This window comes from Janthinobacterium sp. SUN206, from assembly GCF_030587305.1.
Lineage (GTDB): Bacteria > Pseudomonadota > Gammaproteobacteria > Burkholderiales > Burkholderiaceae_D > Janthinobacterium > Janthinobacterium kumbetense.
Genome location: NZ_JAPWIB010000001.1, coordinates 714125 through 731611, shown reverse-complemented (window position 1 = coordinate 731611; position 17487 = coordinate 714125). Strand labels below are relative to the sequence as shown.

Below are 17487 nucleotides of genomic sequence, written 5' to 3'. Positions count from 1 at the left end.
CATGCACGCTTGATGTGTTGTTGCAGATCAAAGCCTGTTTTGCGGACCTGCGCTAATATCTATTAAATAAGCGCAGTCGGCGAAGTTGAATATCGAGACTGATATGCGGGTATTTCAAGCGGCACCAGGAATTTACCGGAGCCGCTTGAATAATGCAGGAAATTAATAAAGAACGATTAGTTCTTCAGGCTGCAAAAGGAAGCATAGTGGTCTTGCGTGTAATAGCGTTCCACCAGCTTGCGTTTGCCCGCCGGAGTCTGCACGAGCAATACCGCGCGATGCGAACCTGCTCCGCCATCGCCGCCGATACCCAGATAATATTCATAATAAATCTCGTCCTTGCCGGCGGCAGGGAGACGCTTTTCATTATTATTGAACACGGTATTGCCCGGACCGCCCGCCACAGCGCTCGTTTTCGCGTTGCGGTATGCGTCGTATTCGCTATTTTGCGGGGTGGGCAGGGTTTTGCTCGGCTCCCTTTTGCCGCAATCGGGGATTTTCGCCGCATAGGCTTGGGAAGAGAACAGGGCGCCTGCCACGATAAGACCAAGCGACCAGGTTGTTGCGCGTTGAATTTTCATCGGTAAGCTTTCGTTGGTGCTGCGTTCAATGGATGGGCTATTGCGGATGCGGCCGGAATCCGGGCGGCCGGTGTCATCACTGCAATGCTGAATATAGTTGGATTTTTAAAAGATTTACTATTCAATTGTCACAGGCCGATAAATAGCCATATATTTCCTTCAGGGGAACTATATGGGAGGCATTGCAGAAAATAAATGCAAGGCAAGGAATGGAAAGCAGCCGCGCCGCCATTTGCATTAACGTGACAATGTTTGAGTTTTTTTGATCGGCAATTCGTTATGCTTCGAAGAAGTTACTGGCAACAAGCAAGCCAGTCCAGGCGTCGCGTTTTCCCGATATTCTGTTGTTGGATATATTCGAGCCGGAATAAAGGATGACTTCATTGATTTAAATCATTAACCTCTGATAGGAATCTGCATGAGCCATGACCACCTCGGTTGCGCCTGCTGCAACCTGCCTCACCTGCCTACGCTGACAAGCGGCCTGTTGACGGGAACCGCACTCAGCGGCGAACTGGACACGGCGTTCCAGCAGGCATATCCCCAGCACGCCCAGAAACTGACGCCGCAAGCGACGATTTTCCATAACGGTAACATTCATACCATGGCTGCGGATGGCAGCGACCAGGTGGCGGCGCTGGGTATCGCCGGCGGCACCATCATTGCCACCGGCACGCTGGACGAGGTGCGCCAGGCCATGCAGCCGCATCAGGCAAGCGAGGTGGACCTGGACGGCCGCACCTTGCTGCCGGGCTTCGTCGAACCCCATATGCACATCCTGCCCAGCGCGCTGTACAAGAGCTGGCTGTCGCTCACGCCGTTCCTGAGCGCACCCCGGCAGCAGGAACTGGATCCGGAATACAGTTTCAAGAGCATCAGTTGGCGGATTGGCGCGGCGCTGGGGCAGCCGGACCAGCTGCCGAAAGACAAGAAAGGCAACCCTTGGGTGCTGGGCTTCGGCGTCGATCCTTCACTGATGCAGTCGTGGGAAGACATCACCGCCAGCGAGCTCGATAAGCTGAGCAGCACGGTGCCCATCCTGCTGATGAACTCTTCCGGCCACCTGGCCTATCTCAATACCGCGGCACTGAAGGCGGCGAACATCGAGGACAGCCCTTCCGGCGTGCTGACCGAAATCAGGATCGCCAAGGCGCTGCTGGTTGCGCCGCTGCCCAAGCTGCCGGAATTTATCGCGTGCCTGAAGCAGGTGCTGGACAACGCCTCGGCCATGGGCTTTACCAGCGTCTTCGACGCGGGCCTGGGCGCCACCGATGCGCCGCTGGTGGAAATCGGCTTGCTCAAGCTGGCGGCCCATCTCGGTCCCGTGCGCATCGGCGCCGCGCTGTTCACCAAACCCGACGAAAAAGCACTGGACAATTGGCTCGATCATTACAAGCCGGACCTGGACAACCACGGCGACCAGCGTTTCAGCATCAAGGCGATCAAGCTGATCGCGGACGGCTCCAACCAGGGCTTGACCGGTTACCAGAGCCAGCCCTATGCCTGCTCGGACGAGCACGCGATACCTGAGGTGCCACCCACCGGCTTGAGCAATTACCCCGACACGTCCGTGTTTTCCCGCATGCTGGACAAGGCGGTGGGGCGCGGCTGGCCCGTGCTGGTGCACGCCAACGGCGACAAGGCGGTGGAATATGTGCTGCACAGCTACGACAAGGTATTGACGCCACGGCCAGGCGGCATCAGCGAAGAGGAAGCGAAAAAGCGGCGCCAGCTGCGCCTGCGCGTCGAGCACGCCTCACTGCTGAATGATGAGGCCATCACGAAAATGGCGACACTGCAGCTGAACCCCAGTTTCCTCATCGGCCACGTCGGCTATTGGGGACACACGTTCCAGCAGACCATTTTTGGCCAGGAGCGGGCCCAGTTGCTGGACCGTTGCCACTCGGCATTGAATGCGGGCATGCACATCAGCTTGCACTCGGACCATTTCGTCTCGCCGCTGGGGCCCTTGCGCATGATGGAGCAGGCGGTGTTCCGCACCATGGAAGGTGCGCCAGGGAAAGAGGTGCTGAATCCGGACGAGCGCATCAGCCGCATGGCGGGATTGCGCGCCGTCACGCTCGATGCCGCCTGGCATTGCCACATGGATCATCTGGTGGGCTCGCTGGAAGCCGGCAAGCGGGCCGACCTGGTGATCCTGGCGCAAGACCCGCTGGACGACAACGTGCGCAAGCTGCGCGACATCGTGGTGGAGGAAACCTGGCTGGCAGGGGTGAAAGTGCACAGCGCCGCCACATCCGCAGGGGCAGTGACGCGCTAGGCGGCTATAAACGTAACAGCCCCCGATAGCTGCAGGCAGCTATCGGGGGCTTTCAGTTACTGCGGGGCGTCACAGGGTCAGGCCAGCTTGTGCTTGCCTGCCGAGAAACGGTTCCAGCCATAACCGGCGACGATGATGGCCAGGATGGCGGCCTGCGCCAGCAAGGTTTCCAGGGTCGGCAGGATGCCCAGCAAGTCGATACGCATGAAATTGACGGGGGTGACGCCGACCCAGCCCGCTTCCTGCAGCGCGGCCACGCCTTTGCCCATCAAAATCACGGCCAGCACGGCCACGAAGGCGGACGTCCACGAGAAGAATTTGCCGATCGGCATGCGGGCGCTCGTGCGCAGCAAGGCCCAGGCGATCACCACCAGCAGCACGATGGCCACGAGGAAGCCGCCCAGCAGGGCGCCGCCATTGCCGTCCGCCGCCAGGGCGGAATAGAACAGCACGGTTTCAAAGACTTCGCGGTAGACGGCGATGAAGGCCAGGGCGAACAGGCCCCAGGCGGAGCGCCGCGACATCGCCGCCGTGAGTTTTTCGTGCAGGTATTCCTGCCAGCGCCCGGCGCTGCTCTTCTGGTGCATCCACAAGCCCACGCTGAGCAAGACCAGGGCTGCAAATACGGAACCGAGTCCTTCGCTCACTTCACGGCTGGCGCCGCTGATGGTCACCAGATACGTTGCCGCCACCCACGTCAGGCCGCCTGCCACCAGTGCGCTGGCCCAGCCCGCATGCACGTAGGGCAGCACATCGTTGCGCTTGGCCTTGCGCAGGAAGGCGATGATGCCGATCACGATCAGCAGCGCTTCCACGCCTTCGCGCAGCAGGATCGTCAGGGCGCCGACAAAGGTCGTCATCGGCTCGGCCTTGGCGTCGCCCAGCTCCGCTTCCACGTGGGTAAACAGTTGCTGCAGCTTTTCTCCCGCCGCCTCGGCCTCGGCCACCGTGCCCTTGGCCACGGCGGAACGGTACGCCAGCATGGCGTTTTCCACGGCCAGCAGCAAGGATTTGTTGCGCGCGCCGACCATCGGCTCGATCGGCTCGAAGCCGTCCAGGTAAGCGGACAGGCCCAGGCGCGTCGCGCCCGCGCGGTCGCCCGCATGCATGGCGGCCAGGCTTTCCGCCAGACGCAGGCGGGACAGGGCCAGGCCGGCCGGCTTGTGCGCCTCGGCCTTGTCCGGGTGGCTGCGCAGGTAGGCCGTCAGCGCCTGCGCTTCGTCCGCGCCCAGCTTGGCGGCCACGGCTTCCTGTGTCAGCGTCGTCACGGCAGCCAGGTCCGCGTACAGTTTTTTGCTGCGCGGATCGTCCTGCCACAGCTTTTCGCCGCGCGCGCTTGCCGCCGCGTCGTGCGACATGCCGCCGATATAGAACGCCAGGTCCCAGCGTTCGTTGTCGGACAGCTGGCCGAAACTGGCCATCGAGGTGCCGGACACGCCTTGCGAAATGACCTGGTACAGCGCCATCAGGCTGCGCGACTGCGCCCGCTCGGCATCCGTGAAGGCGATCGGTTTCGGTTCCAGGCTGGCCGCCAGGGGGCCGTCGCCGCCGCCGGCCACGCCGTGGCAAGACGCGCACTGGGCCGCGTACAGGGCCGCGCCGCGCGCCAGGTTGGGCAGCACTTTGGGCGCCACGGGAATCGGGTAGGCGGCAATCAGCAAGCCGTTCGCGTGGTGCGCCAGGCGCTTGACTTCCACGCCGTCCGCCTTGGCGACGACGGCCGCGCGCAGGTCGGCGATGGCGGCGGCAATGGCCGCCTTGGAAGCGTGGGCGGGCAGGGCGGCGATCTGCGTCGTCGCGTTGTCCGTGAAATCGAGCATTTCCGCGTATTCCGCTTCGCTGACCACTTTGCCGTGCTCGACGGCGCCGCTGTAATCGACGGCAACATAATCGATCAATTGCCACAACTGTTTGGCGCCGCCGCCCTGGTCGGCCACTTGCGCTTGCGCGCCGCCTGCCAGTAAGAGGCTGAGGCTGGCGGCCACGAGCGGATAGCACACGAGCCATTTCTTGATAGAACTGAACATGATTCTCATTCTCATTTGTCGTTAACCCGGCGACTATAGGACAGACAGTGCGGGGTGTCAACGGCGCACGGGCGTGCGCGGGTGCAAACAGCGTCGTCCGGGTCAATGTTCTTGACCCGGACAAGCCGAGAGGAGAATGGAACGAGGGTGAATAAAGGTTATTGCTTCGATGCCGCTTTCGCGTACAGGCCCCTGGCCAGTCCGTTGTCCGCATCGTCGACCTTCAGGCCGCCCTTGACGACGCGCAAGGCCAGCTTCTGGAAGGCCTGGCCCCGCAACCACTGGGGATCGGTGACGGCGAACGCGGCGATGCGCTCCTGCGCGCGCGCGGCCGGCACGGCCAGCCATTGATAGTCGGCCTTCGAGTCCTGGCGGCGCAGGCCGGCGCGCACCCAGCGTTCCGACGCCGGCATGCGGACGATGGCGTCGCCGTTCGCCACGCTGACGGCCGTGGCCGTCTTGCCGCTTTGCGCTTCGAACTTCACTTCCACGCCGGGCATCGGCCCGACCTGTGGGTAGCCGACGATGGCCACCCACATGCCCGCTTCGGCGGGTTTCTGGATGCGAATTTCCGCTTCCTCGAACACGCGAAACTGCGGCTCCTTGCCGCCGTTGCCCGTCTCCAGGGTCACCAGGTCGCCGGCAACGCGCCACTCGCCGCTGGCTTGCTCGTCGGTATTGCCATAGCTGAGCATCCATTCGAAGGTGCCGTCCTTTTTCAGCAGCAGTTCGGAGCCCGTTTCCATGACGCCTTGCAGGTAATAGTGTCCGGGCAGCGTAGCCGCAGCCGAGTCTGCCGCGCTGGCCGAAAACGACCAGGCGAGGGCGGCGCAGGCCAGCAGGCGGGAGAGGGATTTCTTCATCGGTGTATCCTCGGTGTGTCTTTTAGGAAATGCCATCATAGCAACATCAATCTCATTGCCGTCGCACGACACACCGCGCAGCCTGCCGGCGGCGTGCCGCTCAGCTGCCGCTGAAATCGAGCACCACGCGCGAGGCAACCTGGCCATGTTCCAGCCGGCTGAAGATCTCGTTGATGGCTGACAGCGGCTGCAATTCCACGCCGGCCTTGACCTTGCCCGTGGCGGCGAAGGCGAGCGCCTCGGCCATGTCCTGGCGCGTGCCCACAAAAGAGCCGCGTATCGTCACGCAATTGGCGACCACGTCGAACAGCGGCGTCGGGAAGTCGCCCGGCGGCAAGCCGACCAATACGCAGGTGCCGCGCTTGCGCGTCATCGCCACGCCTTGCTGGAAGGCATCGATCGACGGCGCCGTGATCAGCACGCCGTGGGCGCCGCCCCCGGTCGCTTCGCGCAAGGCCGCGACCGGATCGCCCTGGCGCGCATTGATGGTCACTTCGGCGCCCAGGGCGCGCGCATGCTCCAGCTTGCCTTCATCGATGTCGACGGCCGCCACGCGCAAGCCCATGGCCACCGCATATTCGATGGCCAGGTGGCCCAGTCCGCCGATGCCGGACACGGCCAGCCACTGGCCCGGCCGCGCGCCCGTTTCCTTGATGCCCTTGTAACTGGTCACGCCGGCGCAGATGATGGGCGCCGCCTGCACGGCGGACAAGCCGGCCGGAATGTGCGCGACGTAGCGCGGGTCGGCCAGGATGTATTCGGCAAAGCCGCCATTCTTGGTGTAGCCGCCGAACTGCGCCTCGGCGCACACGGTTTCCCAGGCTGCCAGGCAATGTTCGCAATGGCCGCACGCCGAATACAGCCAGGGCACGCCGACCCGGTCGCCCAGCTGCACTTCCGTCACGCCCGTGCCCATGGCCACAACGAGGCCGATGCCTTCGTGGCCGGGAATGAACGGCGGCGTCGGCTTGACGGGCCAGTCGCCGCGCGCCGCATGCAAGTCCGTGTGGCACACGCCGCACGCTTCCGTCTTGACGAGGATCTGGCCGGGGCCGGGCACCGGCACGGCGACGTCGCGCAGCACCAGCGGTTGACCCAGCTGTTCGACAACGGCGGCTTTCATGGTGGTGGGGATCATGTTATTCCTTATGTAGTGGCAAATGCAGGACGCAGGCGCTCTGCCATGGTTTGTTCAACAGAGGCTTGCGAATGATCATATTCTGCTGCACACAATAGGAAAATTGATTGATCTACATCAACATATACCGGGAGGGGAGGCGATAAAAAAAGCACCTGAAACGGTGCTTTTTCGCTGCTTGCTGTTTAGCCAATCACTTGCCGGCACCGAGGGTTGCCAGCGGCTGCGGGGCATACAGTGCATTCTGGAAGGCTGGCACGTATTCATAGCTCATCATCTTCCCCAGCTTCAATGATTTCATATACGTGGAAAAACTGCCGTCGCCCAGTTTCAGGTCGACCGATTCCGCGCGCGTGCTCGATGCATGGCTCAGCAGGCGGGAAACGGCATAGCCATACGTCAGCTTGCCGGCGCCATCCTTGTTGGTGAAGCTGTTGCTCACCACCTCGGCCTCGTGCGACAGGTCACCCAGCTTTTTGCCTTCGAAAACAAAATCCAGCTTGCCCGTCGCGCTGTCCGTGACGGCAAAGGAAACGCTTGCTTCAGTTTCCTGTATGTCGATACCGGTCAGCCACTTGGGCAGGTTGTAGCCAACTACGCCACGCACCCTGGCCAGTTCCGTGTTGACGGGAAGCTTGAGCACATAGCCCCAGAAATCATGGGACAGCGATTGGCCCAGCAAGGTCAAGGGGCCAAAACTGGTGGAGCCGGGCTTGTTGGTCACAATCGCCAATGAAATTTCATTGTAGCTGTCGTTGTCGCAGTATTCGTAGGCGTAGGCCGTCAACGCCACGGCCCCCCGGCCTGGCCACACTTGCAGCGGCTGGACTGCTTTCAATATGTCTTCCGGCATCAATTCCTTCAAGCGGGCAAGGTCGGCCGTAAATACCGCCGTGATCTTGCGGTTCTTGTAATAGAAATTCGGCGAATACGAGGCAAAGCCGATGTCGACCTTTTCTTTCCGCATGCCCTTGAACCAGCTCAGGTCAAGGTCCGGCGCTTCCGACGCAATGACCGATAAGGGCGGATTCGAGCGGAAGCGCTCGTACAGGCCGCCAGCGGCCACGGGGACGGCATGGCCGGCGATATCGATGATGACGGGCGTGTTTTCGGCAGGAGTTTCGGCCCGCGCCGGGCTTGCGGCTAGACTCAGCATCAATGTCGATACTGAGGCGGCTGCTGCCGCGGCAATTTTCATGTTCATGGCTTGCACCTTCAATGTTGGATGTGGAAAAATTCAGTTCAAATCCCGCTATTCATCCTGCGGCGATACTGCCGGCTCCTGATGGCGGTTTCCCATTGCTGCATCAGCAGCGCCAGGGCAGGCGCCACCTGGGGCCTGGTATGCTTGCCCTGGCTCAGGCGCCGCAGCTGGTACTTGACCATCGCCATATACGCGATGGACGACAGCACCTTGTTTTTCCACGTGATGGCCCTGAGCAGGGGGCTCGCCGATGGATCGGCACGCCATGCCTTGGGCAACTGCGGATCGATCGCCAGCGCCGTTCCCATGCCGGCCATGGCGATGCCGCTGTCGAGCACTTGCTCGACCACCTGGTAGCGGCGTATGCCGCCCGTCACCATCAGGGGCATGCTGGCCACCGTGGCGATCTCCTTGGCGAACTCCAGGAAATAGGCTTCGCGTGCCAGCGTGCGGCCATCGCGGGTCTGGCCATGCATGGCAGGCGCTTCATAACTGCCGCCGGACAACTCAATCAAGTCCACGCCCAGGGTGTTGAGCATGGAAACGACCCCCTTGGCATCTTCCGAACTGAAGCCGCCTTTCTGGAAATCCGCCGAATTGAGCTTCACCGCGACGGCAAAGCCCTTGCCGACGGCTTGCCGCACCCCGTTGACGACGTCGACCAGCAAGCGCGCCCGGTTTTCCAGCGATCCGCCCCAGCGATCCGTGCGTTGATTGGTCAGCGGGGAGAGAAATTGGCTGATCAGGTAACCGTGCGCCGCATGGATTTGCACGCCCGTAAAGCCAAACCGCTCAGCCAGCCGGGCGCTGTTGACAAAGCGCTGCTTCACGTCGGCAATATCGGCCTCCGTCATCTCGCGTGGCGCCGAAAATTGCCTGGAAAAGTTGCCCATATCCATAGGCACAGGAGAAGGCGCGATGGTTTCCTGCCCCAGGGCGGCGGGCATCTGGCGCCCTGGATGGTTGATCTGCATCCAGATCTGCGCCCCGCGTGACCGTGCGGTGCGGGACCACTGCTCGAAGCGGGTGCCAAATTGCTCGGACTCAAGCACCACGCCTCCGGGGCCCGTCATGGCGCGGCGGTCGATCATCACGTTTCCGGTGATCATCAGGCCAACGCCGCCGTCCGCCCACGACTGGTACAGGCGGATCAGTTCCTTTGACGGGGCGTGGTCCTTGTCGGCCATGTTTTCCTCCATGGCGGCTTTGGCAAGGCGGTTCGGAATGACTGTCCCATTGGGCAATGTCAGTGCGGTAAAGGGTTTCATGCTGATCTCCAAGGTTGCGATAGCCTCACGATAAGCTTTAAGCTAACTTGAAGGTCAAGCCCTAAAATGAAAAAAAATCGCACTGTCGCGTTCGGGACACTGGTTGGAAGAAGGGTCGCTCCCCTCGAACCACAAAAATCCCGTGGCAGCCGATCTGCCGCTTGACATTCAAGTTGGCTTTAAGCTTATAGTTGATCACGCTGTGTTCGGCGGACATGGCCCAGACTACTCAACTATTCGGAGGACGATCCCATGTCTGTTTTCAAGAAACTGCTCCTGGCTGTCATGCCCTTGCTGTTCCTGCAGATGGTTGCTGCTGAACCGGTGTCCCCCATGCGCGATCCGGCCATGGAAAAAGTGCTGATAGTCATGACCAATCATTCCCGATATCCGAGCAGAAACGACCATACGGGGCTGTGGCTCACGGAATTGACGCATGTGTATGATGTGCTGCAGGAAGCCGGGTATGGCATCGACTTCGTCAGTCCCAGCGGCGGTGTGGTGCCGCTGGATGAACGCAGCCAGGGATGGCTGTACATGGATGAGGCAGCAAAAAGTCACCTGAGTGATCCTGCTTTCATGGCATTGCTGCAATCGACAAAAGCTGCGGCCGACATCGATCCCGCTGCCTATGGGGCTGTTTTCTACACGGGCGGCCATGGAACGATGTGGGATTTCAAGGGCAACAAAGACCTCAAGCGCATTGCCGAGGCCATCTACCGCAACGGCGGCGTCGTTTCCTCCGTGTGCCATGGCGCCGCTGGCTTGCTGGATCTGGAGGACGAGAAGGGCGAGCCACTGATAAAAGGGCGCAGCGTGACAGGATTTTCCAACTTGGAAGAATCGCTTGCCGGCATTAAGGACCAGGTTCCCTACCTTTTGCAAAGCGAGGTAGAGAGCAAAGGGGCGCTGTATGCCAAAGGTTTTTTCCCGTTTGGCAGCTTCGTGCTGACGGACGGCCGCCTCGTCACCGGCCAGAACCCTGGTTCCAGCAAGGAAGTGGCGCAAGCTCTGCTCAAGGCTTTACGGAATAACAAACTACAACTTCAGCGGGAAAAATAATGAAAATTGGCGAATTGGCCAAGCGCAGCGGCTTGGCGGCGTCCACGATCCGGTTCTACGAATCCAAGGGCTTGTTGAAAGCCGTGAGCCGCCAATCGAACGGCTACCGCGACTATCCGCTGGAAGCGGTGGCGGTACTGTCGATTATCAGCGACGCGCAGCAGGCGGGCTTTTCCCTCGACGAAATCAAGCAAGTCTTGCCAGAGGACAGTTCATCATGGAAACATGATGAATTGATAGCTGCGCTCAAGAAGAAGATAGCCGATATCGAATCGCTGGAAGTGCGCCTGGCGCAGAACAAGGCCCATCTTTTGTCGTTGATTCAATTGATCGATGCAAAACCGGAGGATGTGGACTGCAAGGACAATGCCGCCAGGGTCATGGAAAGCTTGGGTATTGCCAGTAAAAATTAATACACGGCAGCTGCGGGGGCCAGGTATTCGAACGCGGACCAGGGGAGGGGGGGCTGCTCGGCCAGGTGCTTTACGGTCATTAGGCGCATGATAACCTTGCGTCACTGCTTCGCATTCAGGGGTGCAGAAAAACGTTGAAGCTGACCATTTACGCGTATTCCTAGCTAAGCTTAAGTGCCCGCTTCTTTGAGTGTGCTCTGGACAGACGACCATCCGTGTCCGCGGGATGCACTGGCAGCCACCACCAATTTTATCAGTACTTGCATTGTGGCTCTCAAAGTTCCACACCGTAACATCGGAGCGCCAGCGCCTTCCAGTCATTCGCCGATATCCTGGGGGTTGAGTTGCGAAAATTCATAAAATACAACAAATTAGTCGAATTCAGTTTTCATATTTGCAATATCAAGATAATATTCTCAGGAAAATCTTGTTGATTCTGCGTAAGCCTACACGGAGATCGCGTTGAAGAAAATAGACCTGCATATTCATACAGTACCCACTATTAGTGATGCGCACTTTACGTTTAGTCTTGAATCGTTCAAAAGCTATGTGAATGAGGCACAACTGCATGCAATAGCAGTGACCAATCACGATGTCTTCGACGGAGACCAGTTCAGGACGATAAGACACGAACTTGGCATACTGGCGCTTCCAGGTATTGAGGTGAATCTGGCCAATGGCCATGTCCTTGTCATTAGTGATGGAAAAAATTTGCCTGACTTCCAAGAGAGGTGCGATCTCATATCGAAGAAAGTGGTCGCTATAGGAGACAGCGTCACGTTTGAAGAATTCGAGGCCATTTTTGGTGATCTGCGGCGCTATATTATCATCCCGCACGCGGATAAATCACCCGCTATTTCTGGCCTAACTTTACAGAAGATCACTCCCTTTGTGACGGCAGGAGAGGTAGATAGCCCAAAGAAATTTATCCGTGCTGTCAAGGATGACGATAAATTTCCTCCTGTCCTGTTTAGCGATACTCGGATACGGGAAGATAGAAACAAGTTTCCTTCACGCCATACATTCATTGATTGCGGCGAGCTTACGTTCGAAGCCATCAAAGCCTGCCTGTCCGATCGAACCAAGGTTGCGCTATCCGAGAAAGATGGCAACCGTCTTTGGCCTGTTTTCTTGGATGGACAGAAGATATCTACCGGGCTTAATATTTTGCTCGGTGAGCGATCCTCAGGCAAAACCCACACACTGAATAGGATCAAAGAGGCAGTAGAACACCCGAAGTATATCGCCCAATTTTCTCTTGTGCAGCAGGACGATAGTGCCTATGAGAAAGAGTTTAATGTTGAAGTGCAAAAAAAACGCAGTATCGTCATCGAAGAATACCTCTCGGGCTTCAAGTCAGTCCTCGATGAAGTGATACGCGTCGATCTGCATGCGAATGAAAAGTCTTTAGAACGTTACCTAGATTCGCTACTGAAGTCTGCGGACGAGGCCGACCGGCAAGATGCGTTTTCAAAGGTCAAGCTGTACAAGGAGTCGGAGTTTGCAGTGAGTGAACCAACTACCTTATATGAGTTGATCGAATCAGTCCGCTTACTGATTGAGAACGCTGAATTTCGCGACATCATTCAGAAATACGTCAATATGGAAGGCTTAAAAGGATTGATTCGGGAATTAATTGATAATCTTAGATTGAAATTTCAAGAAAATAAAAAGAAGAAAATAATAAATGGCTTAATCAAAGATGTTAAGCAGCAATTGGCACTCCGCAGTTCTTCAATTCAGATTGAAGATATCAATTTGTATGATTATAAGATCGCGCAAGAAAAAGTTAAAATATTTTTAAAAATCGCGGAAGCCATTAAAGTCTCGTCAATTATCTCCCAAGAGACTATCCAAGGGTTTACCATTGAGGCCAGAAAGGGGTCATATGCTCTCGCAGGTGAAGTGAAATCGGCAGCCGCCACGACGCTGGCCTATGGTACTGCCTTCAAGAAGTACGATCAACCGTATGAGTATCTTCAGGAGCTTTTACGAATCGAAGGTATAGTCCCATCAGAACTTTATAAACTATTTACGAAAATAAGTTACCAGATATTAAATAGTCACGGAGCACCTGTTTCTGGAGGTGAACGTTCTGAATTCAGGCTGCTACAGCATATCATTGATGCAAAAGATTACGATATTCTACTTATTGATGAACCTGAATCATCGTTTGACAATCTATTCCTAAAGAGTAATGTAAATAACATATTAAAGCATCTTTCGCAATTCATGCCAGTCGTAATAGTGACGCATAATAATACAGTCGGAGCATCAATTGGTGCCGATTATGTTTTATATGCAAAGAAAGAGTTAAGCATCATGGGTAACCGTCAGGTAACGTACCGACTTTACTCTGGGCACCCATCCGATAAGTTATTACATTCGCTTGACGGAGCAACAATCAATAGCCATGAAGTAGTAATGAACTCGCTGGAAGCAGGTTACGATGCTTATAAGGGAAGGAAAAAACAATATGAAATTATTGAAAATTGAGAATGGCCAAGGTCATTACTATACTTCGGCTACGGTCTATCATGCAGTTGACAAGATTAGTAAGGATGATCTATTGCAGTTGGTTAATTGGGCGTTAGAAAATGAAGTGGAGTTTGACGACTACAACGAGGAACTATTGAAAAATCAAGCTCACCAGATTGTGTATAAAAGCCTGCTTGAAAAGCTGCGCGACCTCACAAACCGACGCAGGGAGTTCCACGATGAAGCTGAGCAGCTCTTCAGCAAGGAGTATGATAAGTATGCGCCAGCCGTCAGTGACTAACGAAGAGATATACTGAGAATGCGGCCTATGATTAACAAGGCCCACGCGGCCTCGAGTGCCAAATGAAACTGACGGAGGTTAGGGGATACGTCGCCAACGTCCTGTCTTTTTTGGGCGATGGCAAGATTGCATGCGAGATTTCTCATGAGCGCAGGAGCGCCGCCCGGGATCGTCAAAAGATAGCCGTGGACCAAGCTGTTCCTGCATTCGTAGATGTCAATGGCCGCTTGGGCTGCAATGCACAGATTTGAAATGCTGTCCGCATACTTTAAAAGCGTCAGAAGGATGGGGTACGATGCACCAAAGTACGTTCATCCTCTACTATCAATTTTACATAATATAAAGAACTAGCATAGTTGCAGTGCCTATTGCCATAGAGAGGAGGGGGGTGATTTGTACAAAACCTCCCTGTAACTTAAAGTTCTTCGATTTCAAATTTCGTTGCTCTTCGGCTAGAGCAATGAAGGCTTCCCCAGGCTCCACGCCAGCCTCGATTGCAATCTTTAGGGCAAGATCATAGTCCGGCAATCTATTGCCCTGCATATACCGCGCTAAAGTTGGCTGCGGTACACCCCACGTTCTCGCCATTGAATTAACGGAACGCCCCTTTAGTGCCATTTCTATCAAGTCAGAATATTTCATAGATATTATCCATTTCAGTTATTCCGTTCGGAGTACTAACGTGTATTAGTACATCCGGTATAGCTACTCGGCTAGTACGTCTCTTCATCCTAGCACATTCGTAGATATTTCAAATCGCTCTAGTGGGCGAAATCGGGGGCAGCATGGCTAGCCAATTTGTCCTGAGTGATGACGCTGTGAACGAATCCATTTTGGCGCTCCTGTCGCGCCGTGCCGAAGGGCAGGAGCAACTTGCTCTTCTTCCTTTGCTGCCAGCGAACCTCACTCACCAGATTGACCTGCAACTTGCAGAGATAGCAAAGCTCGATGCTGTGATTGACGAGCTTTCCCGCTATCAAGCTTCCTCGGTAGCAGTGCGGTTACTACTGACTTCTCACGCCAATCCGGCATTTCATCAATCGCTCTAGCGGGCGAAAAAGGAGCAAGCCATGAAACACACTATCCAGATCCTGCACATTACTCAAGTTGCCGGCCGTTCCAAAAAAACGGGCAACGATTACGACATGAGGATGGCGCAGTGCATCGTCCATAAGATCAATCGCGCCACCAATAACGTTGAACCGCTCGTCGGTGAGCTGCTGCTCCCTGAAAAATTCAAGGACACGGTGCCAGGCATGTATGAGGTGGAGTTCGACGTTGCCATTTCACGGGATAAGCGCGTGGGTGCCGAAGTGTTCTCCATTGAACCGATGAAGGAAGAACCGCAAAAAACGTCCCATCGCCACGCGTCCAGCGCGCCGGCGGCCGCCACTTAATAAATCCACTTGTTTTGCGGCATTTTGCCGAATCGCGCCGGCGATCTCCGGTATAGAAGGGGAGTCATCATGTTGAAGAACCATCTGTCGTTGAAAACGGTTGTTCCTGCGCTGGCAGTTGCTGCCTTGTCCGGCCCCGCATTTTCAGCAGGTGTCGATACCGGTGCCATGACCGCTGGCATTGCCGAAGCGCAAACGGCCATTCTCGCCGTCGTCGGCGCGCTGGTCGCCCTGAGCGTCGCCATTTTTGGCGTGGTCAAGGTGTACTCGTTCATCAGCAAAAAAGCGGGCGCATAACATGGCTTACCAGGTCGGCCCGTGGTGCTACGCTACTACAGCGGATGCTGCGGTTGCCGCCTGTGCAGCATTTCCACCCGCTACCATCGTGCTGGCTGACGGTAGCGGAATTCAATCGGCCAGCTGTACCTCGGCCACGCCAGACGGCGGTCTCATGCTTCGCATTACCACCACACCTACCACCGGCGCCGCAGCGATCACTGTGTCAGCCGTCCACCATATCGATTTCCCGCCATGCCAAAACGATTCCGTTATCAGCGCCGGTATGCAGGTGTTTGGCGCCGCCCTTACTGCGGTTGTCCTTTGCTGGAGCGCTTACAAAGTTTATTCGTTCCTTGAATGGTCGAGGGCTGAGAAATGAAAACAATTCAAATCCTTTGTATTGTTGTCTTGTCGCTAGTGGCGCTGTGGATTCCGCCAGCCCATGCGCAAGGCACGGTTTTGCTCCCTCCAAGCAACGTGGCCGGACCATATTCCGCTTATTTCCCGGCAGGCCAGACCGGTTTCTCCGTGGCTAATGGCTCCACATCAGGATCAGCAGCAGGCGTCTCGGTGAACGCCAATGGCGTTGCCATCGCCGTCAGAAATGGCGTCCACATCAAGATTCCGGTTTCTTTGAGTACCTTGATTACCAAACCTAATGTTGCACTCGCTGCTGGCCGTGCGTTTAAGCTGGCTCGTGGATTGTCGGGCCCTGTCGGGTTGGCGCTCACGGCATGGGAAATCTACAACGTCGTTAAAGATTCCGGTCTGGCTCCTTGCCCGCCGCCAGACTTTCTATGCAAAGTTGCGCAAAATACGGTTGTCGCCCCTATAAGTGGGCAGTTTATCACCATATCAGGCCCGTATCTGACGGGGGCCTCTCCAGCTGCCGTTTGCGAGGCTTATGGCCCGATAGTTTCGTCGACCGGGAATCCTCGTGTCTACAAGCCGGTTGTTGTCCCCAATCTTGGAACCTTTTGTGTTGAGGTCGGTTTTCACAATACATATGTTCCAGAATTGAAACCCGACAATGTTGTTTGCCCTTCTGGCGCAGTGTTGTCACCGCTCGGCTGTGTCAACCAAACGGGTTCCGCTCCTGCCACCGATGCCGATATTGACGCGAAACTTGCCGAAGCCTTCGATTCGCCAACAACTGGCGCGGCTGCTGCTAAGCGCGCCTGGGATGCGGCGGAAGCCGTCAATGAAATTGCTCGCGCTAATGGCAAGTCGGGCGTGCCGGTCGATGTGATGATGCCTCCAACTTCGCAGACCACAATGAGCGCGCCGCCGGTCACTACGCCTCAAACCACCACCTCCGTGCAGAACTATACTGATGCAAGCGGCGTACCGCAGACCAAGACCACCCAAGAAAAAACGACGATCACGCCGACGCAGACGGGCACCAGCACCTCCACCGGCATTACCTACAATGCGCAAAACGTGACCACCACCACGGTGACCAACAATACCGGGCAATCCACGTCGAACCCGCCGACAACGACGACAACGACAGAAAACTCTAACTTGAATGTGCCGCCAGTAGTCCCGGCCACCGTCAATCTGCCGACAGACTACAACCGCGAACCGACGCAACAGGCGATTGCCGCCGATATCAAGGCGATGCGCAATGCATGCCAGGACAATCCGCGTAGGGCAGGGTGCGCGGAACTGGACGTTCCTCCCGTTGCAGACGTCATTCCGCGCCAGAACGTGCCGGTTACCTTCACGCCAGTTTTCTTCGCTTCCTCCGCGTCCTGTCCTGCACCGATCACATTTGATATGTACGGGCCGCGCCTGATTAGCTTCGCTCCGATGTGCGATTTGATGACGAAGTTGCGCCCGCTTTTCCTGGCCTGCGCCGCTGCGGGCGCGGCGCTTATCTTTATGCAGGGGTTAAAATCATGACGCAGGTTGCCGCTTGGTTACTGGCCTTGATCGGCCCCCTGGTCGTCAAGGCCATCATTGCGCTGGGCTTTACCGCGCTGGTCTTCACCGGCGTGACTGAGCTGGTCAATCAGCTGATAGCGTCTGCGCAGGCCAGCTGGTCCACGATTCCTCTGGCCGTTCTGCAGCTATGTTCCCTGTCCGGCATCCCTGAGTCGCTCGGCATGCTGTTTGGTGCGTATATGGCGCGTGTGGCTATGTGGGCCAGCGTCGGCGCGGCGCGTTATGTGCTGAAATCCAGCTGACAGGCC

Annotated in this window: 17 protein-coding genes; 10 read left to right on the top strand and 7 right to left on the bottom strand. The window is 56.9% G+C overall.

The genetic code is table 11. The features are described 5' to 3' along the window. Window positions 1-176 precede the first annotated feature (176 nt). Window positions 177-581, bottom strand: coding sequence for a ribonuclease domain-containing protein (locus O3300_RS03070; RefSeq protein ID WP_099667959.1), 405 nt, complete (start codon window positions 579-581; stop codon window positions 177-179). 418 nt (window positions 582-999) lie between these two features. On the opposite strand from O3300_RS03070, the gene O3300_RS03065 reads away from it, so the two are divergent. Then, window positions 1000-2862, top strand: coding sequence for an amidohydrolase (locus O3300_RS03065; RefSeq protein ID WP_305051998.1), 1863 nt, complete (start codon window positions 1000-1002; stop codon window positions 2860-2862). A gap of 77 nt (window positions 2863-2939) precedes the next feature. On the opposite strand, the gene O3300_RS03060 is transcribed toward O3300_RS03065, so the two are convergent. From O3300_RS03060 to O3300_RS03040, 5 genes are all read right to left on the bottom strand, one after another. Further along, on the bottom strand, window positions 2940-4889 hold the full coding sequence (locus O3300_RS03060; protein ID WP_305051997.1) for a cytochrome c/FTR1 family iron permease: 1950 nt from the start codon (window positions 4887-4889) through the stop codon (window positions 2940-2942). Window positions 4890-5047: 158 nt separating this feature from the next. Beyond that, window positions 5048-5752 carry a hypothetical protein gene (locus O3300_RS03055; protein WP_305051996.1) on the bottom strand — a complete coding sequence of 235 codons (705 nt, stop codon included), beginning with the start codon at window positions 5750-5752 and terminating at the stop codon, window positions 5048-5050. 100 nt (window positions 5753-5852) lie between these two features. Further along, window positions 5853-6887 carry a zinc-dependent alcohol dehydrogenase gene (locus tag O3300_RS03050; RefSeq protein WP_218965372.1) on the bottom strand — a complete coding sequence of 345 codons (1035 nt, stop codon included), beginning with the start codon at window positions 6885-6887 and terminating at the stop codon, window positions 5853-5855. A 196-nt stretch (window positions 6888-7083) separates the two neighbouring features. Then, window positions 7084-8094 (bottom strand): acetoacetate decarboxylase (ADC), encoded by a 1011-nt coding sequence (locus O3300_RS03045; protein ID WP_305051995.1) that lies wholly within the window; start codon window positions 8092-8094, stop codon window positions 7084-7086. 38 nt (window positions 8095-8132) lie between these two features. Next, window positions 8133-9362 carry an NADH:flavin oxidoreductase/NADH oxidase family protein gene (locus O3300_RS03040; protein ID WP_305051994.1) on the bottom strand — a complete coding sequence of 410 codons (1230 nt, stop codon included), beginning with the start codon at window positions 9360-9362 and terminating at the stop codon, window positions 8133-8135. A 252-nt stretch (window positions 9363-9614) separates the two neighbouring features. On the opposite strand from O3300_RS03040, the gene O3300_RS03035 reads away from it, so the two are divergent. The 4 genes from O3300_RS03035 (at window position 9615) to O3300_RS03020 (ending at window position 13616) form a co-directional block, all read left to right on the top strand. Beyond that, window positions 9615-10424 carry a type 1 glutamine amidotransferase domain-containing protein gene (locus O3300_RS03035; RefSeq protein WP_305051993.1) on the top strand — a complete coding sequence of 270 codons (810 nt, stop codon included), beginning with the start codon at window positions 9615-9617 and terminating at the stop codon, window positions 10422-10424. After that, window positions 10424-10837, top strand: a complete 414-nt coding sequence (locus O3300_RS03030; protein WP_305051992.1) for a MerR family transcriptional regulator — start codon at window positions 10424-10426, stop codon at window positions 10835-10837. The genes O3300_RS03035 and O3300_RS03030 overlap by 1 nt, the downstream gene beginning before the upstream one ends. 462 nt (window positions 10838-11299) lie before the next feature. Beyond that, window positions 11300-13333: a hypothetical protein gene (locus O3300_RS03025; RefSeq protein ID WP_305051991.1), complete on the top strand. Its 2034-nt coding sequence runs from the start codon at window positions 11300-11302 to the stop codon at window positions 13331-13333. Continuing rightward, the gene (locus tag O3300_RS03020; protein ID WP_305051990.1) at window positions 13314-13616 is read left to right on the top strand and encodes a hypothetical protein; all 303 of its coding nucleotides are present in this window, start codon (window positions 13314-13316) and stop codon (window positions 13614-13616) included. Before O3300_RS03025 ends, O3300_RS03020 begins: the two co-directional genes overlap by 20 nt. A 330-nt stretch (window positions 13617-13946) precedes the next feature. Here the strand turns inward: O3300_RS03020 and O3300_RS03015 are convergent, their stop codons facing one another. Beyond that, window positions 13947-14258: a helix-turn-helix transcriptional regulator gene (locus tag O3300_RS03015; RefSeq protein WP_305051989.1), complete on the bottom strand. Its 312-nt coding sequence runs from the start codon at window positions 14256-14258 to the stop codon at window positions 13947-13949. Between the two features lie 143 nt (window positions 14259-14401). On the opposite strand from O3300_RS03015, the gene O3300_RS03010 reads away from it, so the two are divergent. From O3300_RS03010 to O3300_RS02990, 5 genes are all read left to right on the top strand, one after another. Next, window positions 14402-14665 (top strand): hypothetical protein, encoded by a 264-nt coding sequence (locus tag O3300_RS03010; protein WP_305051988.1) that lies wholly within the window; start codon window positions 14402-14404, stop codon window positions 14663-14665. A gap of 21 nt (window positions 14666-14686) precedes the next feature. Next, window positions 14687-15013 carry a hypothetical protein gene (locus O3300_RS03005; RefSeq protein ID WP_305051987.1) on the top strand — a complete coding sequence of 109 codons (327 nt, stop codon included), beginning with the start codon at window positions 14687-14689 and terminating at the stop codon, window positions 15011-15013. Window positions 15014-15082: 69 nt separating this feature from the next. Further along, window positions 15083-15310 (top strand): hypothetical protein, encoded by a 228-nt coding sequence (locus O3300_RS03000; RefSeq protein WP_305051986.1) that lies wholly within the window; start codon window positions 15083-15085, stop codon window positions 15308-15310. A gap of 357 nt (window positions 15311-15667) precedes the next feature. Further along, a complete protein-coding gene (locus O3300_RS02995; protein WP_305051985.1) occupies window positions 15668-17197 on the top strand; it encodes a virulence factor TspB C-terminal domain-related protein in 1530 nt (509 codons plus the stop codon). Beyond that, window positions 17194-17481 (top strand): DUF2523 domain-containing protein, encoded by a 288-nt coding sequence (locus O3300_RS02990; RefSeq protein WP_305051984.1) that lies wholly within the window; start codon window positions 17194-17196, stop codon window positions 17479-17481. The genes O3300_RS02995 and O3300_RS02990 overlap by 4 nt, the downstream gene beginning before the upstream one ends. Window positions 17482-17487: the final 6 nt, after the last annotated feature.